The sequence below is a fragment of the Pseudomonas sp. genome (assembly GCF_026224925.1).
Taxonomy (GTDB): Bacteria; Pseudomonadota; Gammaproteobacteria; order Pseudomonadales; family Pseudomonadaceae; genus Aquipseudomonas.
This window is the reverse complement of sequence record NZ_JAMFRV010000794.1, coordinates 1-6341: the sequence shown is the minus strand read 5'-3', so window position 1 is coordinate 6341 and position 6341 is coordinate 1. Positions and strand designations below refer to the sequence as shown.

The window sequence follows — 6341 nt, the reverse complement described above, 5'->3', positions numbered from 1 at the left end:
TCTTGGCATCCTAAGGTCTGCGTCTTGCGGTACGTAAGCCCAGGTATCAACAATGCCAAGGCGATCTGGCGGCTGTGGATCGGCAGTCGTAATTTCACTCGGGATGAATCCTGGGACATGGCCCTGGCGCTCACCGGTGAAGTAGCTGGTAAAGGCGAGAAAATTCCTGATGTCCTTGAACTGACTCAAGGACTTGCCAATGAAGCTGCTGTCGAGCGGAATTGGAAAGATGGCTTTCAAGAACTGCCTCAAGTCCGTTGGCAAGTTCCTGCTGGCTTGCGAATTGATAAGCTTGCGCTATTCAGAAAGGGCGACACGCAGCGCGATCTTCAGCCTGCCCCTAAAAATGCACGCGCTATCCTGGCGGTCTCGCCGTTCCTAGATGGTTGGGCTATTCGCCAACTCTTAAAAGATTATTCAGAGCTTCTATCCTCTGGATCAGCTAAGCCTAGGCTGATCTCGACACCAATCAGCCTATCCGAGGTTGAACGGCACCATCAAGGTGCCCTCAGTCGATATGAGCTACGTGAGTTGCCAGCGTCAGATCAAGATGATCAGGAAGATGATGATGACGGTGCGGGACACATTCCCGATGCCGATGCGGACGAAACGGAAGGACGCGGCCTTCATGCCAAGTTTATTTGGATCGAGACGCCCAAGCGAAGTGAACTACGATTAGGCAGCATCAACCTCACAGAACGCGGATGGAAGAAAAATGCAGAAGTTCTGGCGGTCGCCTCCGTGGCAATGCCAAGTAAGGGATTCAGTGCAAGCTTGCGTAGTGGATTACTGGCCTTCGAAAGCCTTTGCCTGGAGTACGAGCTCCCCGAAGAAGAGTTACCGATTGATCCCGAGCAGTATTTGAAAGATCACTTTAACAGTGTGCGTAATGCATTGGTGGCTAGTTTCGTTGCCAGTCAAAAGCTTCAGGATGGCATCGCTGTCGTGGTGCTTCAGTCACCATTAACTCTCCCTGCGGATGCTTGTCTGCGGATAGGGCGTATTGGAGGCGCGCTCATATCATTGGAGAATAACGCGACGGAGATAGCTTTGCCCATCGCACCGACCTATGAAAACGGTGATCTCATCCGCATGGAGCTAGCGATAGGGGATATCCGGTCCGAGTGGCTTCAACATGCTCCCTTTGATCCCAGTTTGTCGCGTGCGAATAGGGATATCCCGCTTCTGCACGCTTATCTAGGTATTGACGGAGTCATCTCCCTTCTCAACGACAGCTTGACTGTCGGGGGAAATGGAGGTGGCGAGCGTCGTGAATGGCACAAGAAAAGTCTGTCTGCTCGTGCCTCGGAAACGATCTCGTTGCTGGGGATTGAGGCAGTGCTAGGTAGTTGGATTCGTGATGAGGAGTCACTTTTGGAGGTTCAGCGGATCGTGGAAATAGCACGCCAATGCAAGCCAGCCTCCGGGCGAGAAGAGAAGGCCCATCAACAGCTACAGTCCTTTTTGCTCAGTTGGGATGCGATCGAGCACGAACTCATAAAAAAATGAAAGCTAAACCGTTTCAAGAAGCCACAGTGACTGCAGTTATGCGTGCCTTCAAGCGTACCAGTACGGGACGCTATTTAGTTGCAGATGAGCCCGGGTTGGGGAAAACGTTTGTGGCAAGGCGGGTGCTATCGGAGCTATCTTCGCGCGAGAAGCTGACCGTTTTGTACGTGTGCGCCAATCAGTCAATTGCCGCGCAGAACGTTGATCAACTTCTAGGTGAGCTACCAGTTGAAGAGCGTAAAAGCGCGCGCGCGTCGGCGGACCGCCCCGGCCTTCTACCGTTGACGAGTCCACCGGATCATCCATGTCTGAACATCTACTCCTTGACGCCAGGAACTGCATTCTCCGGTGCAAAACGTCGCCATAAAGGCCGCGTGCAGGAACGGGCATTCGCTACCGCGCTTCTCGAATATAGCGCCGGCTCGAAGCTTCAGTGGCTCAGAGATGAGCTGTCTTGGAACTCCCACAATTTTGACTTCTTACTAAAAGACTATGGTGAGAAAATCATACGCCGAGTCAGTCATATTGATAAAGGATTTGCTCAGTTTGTCGCCAGATTTTCCACTGCCATGCGCGAATGCATCAACGCTGAGAAACTTGTAAAGACTCACGTTGCACTCAAGGCCATTATCGATACGAAGAAGTCCTGTACTCGACTAGACGTCACTGGCTGGTGTCGTAATAGCCTCGCAGCCGCGGCGTTGGAAGAGCTCGATCCCGGACTCATTATCTTTGACGAGTTTCAACGTTTCCGCGATCTGATGGCCAACGCTGAGACTTCACTCGATCCGGCCGAGGCACGCATCCGTAACATCTTGACCGCGGAAACGAGCGGCAGATTGCTATTGTTGTCGGCGACACCCTACGAAGCGCTGCGACCTGCGACGAAGGCCGAGAGGCACGAAATGTCAGCGGTACGGTGCAAAATAATGGGGACGATGACAACGACTTCTTTCGGCTGTTGGATTTTTTGCTAGGCAACAAGTCAGCGGCTCACCGCGCGAAGACTATGCGACTAATCCGAGATGCCTTTAGTACGCGAGAGGCGGAGGTTCGCCGTGGAGCTCCCGATTCCGGTGTCGCCAAAGAGGCGCTCAAAGTCTTGGGATCCGAACTGAGTCGTATCATGTGCCGCACCGAACGTCCAGTACTTGTGAACGCAGTTTCCAGTGACGAGCTGCCGCTGATACCTCTAACGAGGTCCGATATCCGATCATTCAGTGCATTTTCGCGCTGGATACCACCAGAGGGACACGGTCACTGGACATTGCCACTCTGGAGTTCAGTGCCACTAGCCGCTCAGACCCTGGGTAATCGTTACATGTGTTGGAAGGCTGCGCCGACGAAGATGCCAGCAGCCGAATTGACCGCCGAAAGTATCCAAAATTGGCGTACGCCGGAGTGGAAAAGCCCGAAGGTGCGTGGGCTGCTGAAAACACTGCCGCCTGAACGACTAATGGCACCTTGGGTGCGACCGAGCGCTCCTTGGTGGCCGCTTCGCAGTGTATGGCGCGACGACGGGGCTTTAGTAGATGGAAAGGCGTTGGTATTCAGTCGGTTCGCGGCGATTCCCGGTGCGGTATCTGCTGTCATCAGCTACAGCGTCGAGGCATACATTTACAACCGCAATAGCTGGCGAGCCAAGCCCAAGTACAGCGATGGCGATAAAAAGACGTTTAACAATGGTGGCACCAATAGGCGGATGTTCCGCCTCTTCTTCGTGTCCGAGTTCCTTGCGCGCCTTGATCCGTTGAAGAACGGGGTGCCGAAGACGGTGAGCCAGGCACGGCTGGCCCTCATACCTCAAATTAAGGCGGCGCTTCTTGAATGTGGCACGGTATATAACCCGTCATCAAAACGGAAATCGGTGCCAGTTGAAGCGTGGCTGGTGCATCTAGCGTCAACCCCGGCCGGCTCTGCGCGCGGGGCGTGGGTCGAGGCGATCGCCGACGCAGAAGGTGGAAAATCCACTCAGAACGCTGTCGGCGAAGCATTTGATCACTTCAGCGCAGGTGTGCCTAAGGGGCGGATGGTTGAAATCACACGTGCCGAACTGAATGCGCTGGTGGATCTTTCTCTGAGTTCTCCGGCGGTGGTCCTTGCCCGGGCGGTCATGAGGCATTGGCGGGATGGAAACCATGATCTGAATTGGGATCAATTGCTCAGTGCCGATGAAGGTAAACGTAACGAGAAGCCGGGTCAGCTGACACCCCGAACACTGTTGCAGAGCTTGGCGATCCGTGGATTACGACATTACCTAGACCGTTCGTGCTTTGCAGCAGTACTACAAAGGCCGAAGCAATATCGCAAGGACTTCGCCGCGGCCCTACATAGTGCCGTCTTAGAGGGAAATCTCGAGAGTGTTCTGGACGAGCACTTCTGGTTTGTTTCGACTACAAACTCGCAATCGTGGCCTAAGCGCCTGTTGGAGTTGCAATCTGCACTTGCTTTGTCTGGTGGGCGAACGGTATTGCATGAGAACAACAAAGACGCAAAGAAGAACTCTCGAGTGCGGTGCAACGTCGCGTTGCCATTGCATCAGGCCAAGGATGCTGACGACGAGGCTCCACGGCCGGACACAGTGCGGCATGCGTTCAATACCCCTTTTTGGCCGATGGTCTTGACTACTACCTCTGTCGGGCAGGAGGGGCTCGACTTTCATCCTTGGTGCAAGACGGTTGCACACTGGGATCCCGCACCAGGTCCAGTCGAACTGGAACAGCGTGAAGGCCGGGTGAATCGTTACGCTGGATTAGCGATTCGGCGTGCGTTGTCGTCGAGGATTGACACCGATGCATTGCGCATAGGGGGTGGTAGCCTTTGGGCAGGACTCGCTGCCCAGGCTGAAGAGCAAGCAGCTCATGGGGATACCTCGGGAGGTATGGCGCCATGGTGGTGCACGCCCGGCGCCTCGGCTATGCAGTTATACCTGCACTGTGCTGGAAGCCGAGAGTCAGCCGCGCGTGTGCGGTTGGAACGACGACGTGCGGTCTATCGCATGGTGCTCGGGGCATCCGAGCCGCACTGGCTAATAGATGAGCTAGATAGCACTCAGACACTGTCAGCAAAAGATATCCTGGAAAATTCCTTGGAACTGGGGGCTTGGAAGTTGAAACAGAAAAAAAGCAGGCCTTCTTAAAGTTGGTCGCGGTGACTATCGCCGGCGGACAGCGCACGACTACTAGCCGCGGGGAACTGCCATCTGCATATTTCGAGACGCACGCCCAGTTCGATTTGCGCTGGACACTAAAGCCAGAAACCACCTGGACAGAGCGACGGCGCTTTGGAGAAAGTGAAGCGTCAGAGATAGGGTATTGGTTGATAGCAGAGTAGCGTTCAAATGGTAGGCGCGCGTCATGTGCTGCATCGTTTACAGAATTGCTTATGATGGGGGATGTGATCTTTGAAGTACTTCGACCAACTGTTTCAGTTTTTTGGTGGGAGCAAATAAATGGCGAGGGTTGAGAAGAAATTATTACCTCTCAATACAGAAAAATATTTGAAAGCCAAGTTTTAATATGAATGAATTTATTAACCTCACAACAAACCAGCATTTCATCTCCCAAGCCGAGCAGCGGTTAAATTCGTGTTCTGAAAACCTAAATCCAAGCACGGCCAAGATTCATCGTTTCAATATTGAGAGCTTAGATCCTCCTAGTGTGTCTATAGAAAAACCAGCTTTAATAGCGAGAAATCTCGCATTCCAAGAACTTTTTACGCTGGCGCGCATTGGGAATAAGGAACGTCTAAATCTTGAAACATTTTTCGGCCGATACGAAGGGCCTTTTCCAGAAAAAGCTAGCAATCTTCTGAAATGGATTGATCGCGTTAAGTCGAAGTCTTCCACTGAGCAAAGAAAAATTGATTTAAGCATTTTGGATGATTGTGATTTCTCTTTGATTCTCGACGACGTTAAATTTATTTTTAAATTTAAATTTATGGCTGGATTAAGAAATCCACATCAAATCAAAAGAACATTAGCGAATTTTAGCTACGCCGTGAATCACTGCCCCAACGAAATAAAGGCCTTGGAACTGTATTCTTCTCTGGAAAAAAAGAACAAATCCGAAGAAGACTACATATGCAAAACATACCAAGTCTCCCCGGAAGAGTATAGGGAATGGATTCGGTTGCTAATATTTTTTTTATACGTGAACGAAGAAGATAAGACGACCCTAGACGGTTTCATCGAAGAGTTCTTCACGGCCAAAGAACTTTTTACTTCAATCCAAGTTCATTCCTTCGATAGCGAATGCGCTTTGCTCACTGACACGGGCATCGTAATAGACCATGATCTAACTTACTTCATGAATGTATCTAAGAACTGCATAATAGCGTTAAGGCATGTTGATATCGCACGCGATTGCGACGCGAGAGATTTCTCGCGTGAGAGGAAAATGGCATTCGTGGAAAGCTGCGGCGGGAAGCTTCAGGGGTCACTCTTCATAGATGATCGAGACATTCTTTCCGGATATAACAAAATTTGCGTCAAAACCTCTTTTAAAAAAGTCTTCTCAGCTTCGGACGAAATCGTTGGAGTTTCAATCATTAATCGAACTGCAAAAAATTAGTTCTCAATAGAGCAATCGAACATTTATCTTAAGTTCTGGGCATCTGGGCCTTAGTGTGTAAGGCAAGGTATCCATGAAACTTTCGTGTGTTAATTTACTGAGATGGACCCGACACCACCAATAGGATCAAACTAAGTGTCCCTTTGCTCGCAGAATTGACCCTCTCTAATTGATCCACTTTCCATTGCCTAGCGAACGCGGCAACGCGATCATAAGAGCCCTCAAATCCTAATACACGCAGATCTGCATGCATTTGCTTGA

Annotated in this window: 4 protein-coding genes; all 4 read left to right on the top strand. The window is 51.2% G+C overall.

Features of this window, described 5'->3' with window-relative positions; all coding sequences use genetic code 11:
- A partial coding sequence (locus M0974_RS33230; RefSeq protein WP_297846568.1) for a hypothetical protein occupies nt 1-1509 on the top strand: 1509 nt, incomplete at its 5' end.
- Nucleotides 1506-2486: a DEAD/DEAH box helicase family protein gene (locus M0974_RS33225; protein ID WP_297846567.1), complete on the top strand. Its 981-nt coding sequence runs from the start codon at nt 1506-1508 to the stop codon at nt 2484-2486. The genes M0974_RS33230 and M0974_RS33225, both read left to right, overlap by 4 nt.
- 386 nt (nt 2487-2872) lie before the next feature.
- Nucleotides 2873-4648 (top strand): hypothetical protein, encoded by a 1776-nt coding sequence (locus M0974_RS33220; RefSeq protein WP_297846566.1) that lies wholly within the window; start codon nt 2873-2875, stop codon nt 4646-4648.
- A gap of 379 nt (nt 4649-5027) precedes the next feature.
- Nucleotides 5028-6080: a hypothetical protein gene (locus tag M0974_RS33215; RefSeq protein ID WP_297846564.1), complete on the top strand. Its 1053-nt coding sequence runs from the start codon at nt 5028-5030 to the stop codon at nt 6078-6080.
- Nucleotides 6081-6341: the final 261 nt, after the last annotated feature.